The organism is Bacillus sp. AFS077874 (genome assembly GCF_002566505.1).
GTDB lineage: Bacteria > Bacillota > Bacilli > Bacillales > Bacillaceae_G > Gottfriedia.
On record NZ_NUYF01000037.1, the window covers coordinates 1 to 661 of the forward strand.

The 661-nt window shown below is 55.2% G+C and carries 7 tRNA genes; all 7 read right to left on the bottom strand.

Annotated elements, in window-relative coordinates:
• Positions 1 to 7 precede the first annotated feature (7 nt).
• Positions 8 to 83: transfer RNA gene (locus COJ46_RS19475), tRNA-Phe, on the bottom strand.
• An 8-nt stretch (positions 84 to 91) separates the two neighbouring features.
• Positions 92 to 167 (bottom strand) — tRNA-Asp (locus tag COJ46_RS19480).
• Between the two features lie 3 nt (positions 168 to 170).
• Positions 171 to 247, bottom strand: a tRNA-Met gene (locus COJ46_RS19485).
• Between the two features lie 20 nt (positions 248 to 267).
• Positions 268 to 343 (bottom strand) — tRNA-Val (locus tag COJ46_RS19490).
• Between the two features lie 9 nt (positions 344 to 352).
• Positions 353 to 427 (bottom strand) — tRNA-Glu (locus tag COJ46_RS19495).
• Positions 428 to 450: 23 nt separating this feature from the next.
• Positions 451 to 542: transfer RNA gene (locus COJ46_RS19500), tRNA-Ser, on the bottom strand.
• A 4-nt stretch (positions 543 to 546) separates the two neighbouring features.
• A tRNA-Asn gene (locus tag COJ46_RS19505) sits at positions 547 to 621 on the bottom strand.
• Between the last annotated feature and the right edge of the window lie 40 nt (positions 622 to 661).

The following is a 661-nucleotide window of genomic DNA, read 5'->3' on the forward strand; positions in this document are numbered from 1 at the left end:
TTTAAGATGGTGGCTCGGGACGGAATCGAACCGCCGACACGAGGATTTTCAGTCCTCTGCTCTACCGACTGAGCTACCGAGCCATCTTAAATGGCGGTCCCGACCGGGATCGAACCGGCGATCTCCTGCGTGACAGGCAGGCATGTTAACCGCTACACCACGGGACCATTTGGTTGCGGGGACAGGATTTGAACCTGCGACCTTCGGGTTATGAGCCCGACGAGCTACCAGACTGCTCCACCCCGCGATAATAAGAATTTAATTAGATGGTGGAGGATGACGGGCTCGAACCGCCGACCCCCTGCTTGTAAGGCAGGTGCTCTCCCAGCTGAGCTAATCCTCCGTAATAAAATGGTGACCCGTACGGGACTCGAACCCGTGTTACCGCCGTGAAAGGGCGGTGTCTTAACCGCTTGACCAACGGGCCAGTATAATAGTCCTGAAAACATGTGGCGGAGAGCAAGGGATTTGAACCCTTGAGACAGGGTTACCCGCCTACACGATTTCCAATCGTGCTCCTTCGGCCACTCGGACAGCTCTCCAAAATGGCTCCGCAGGTAGGGTTCGAACCTACGACCACTCGGTTAACAGCCGAGTGCTCTACCACTGAGCTACTGCGGAATAATCATAAACCAAGCGATGTTCTACTCTCACAGGGGGA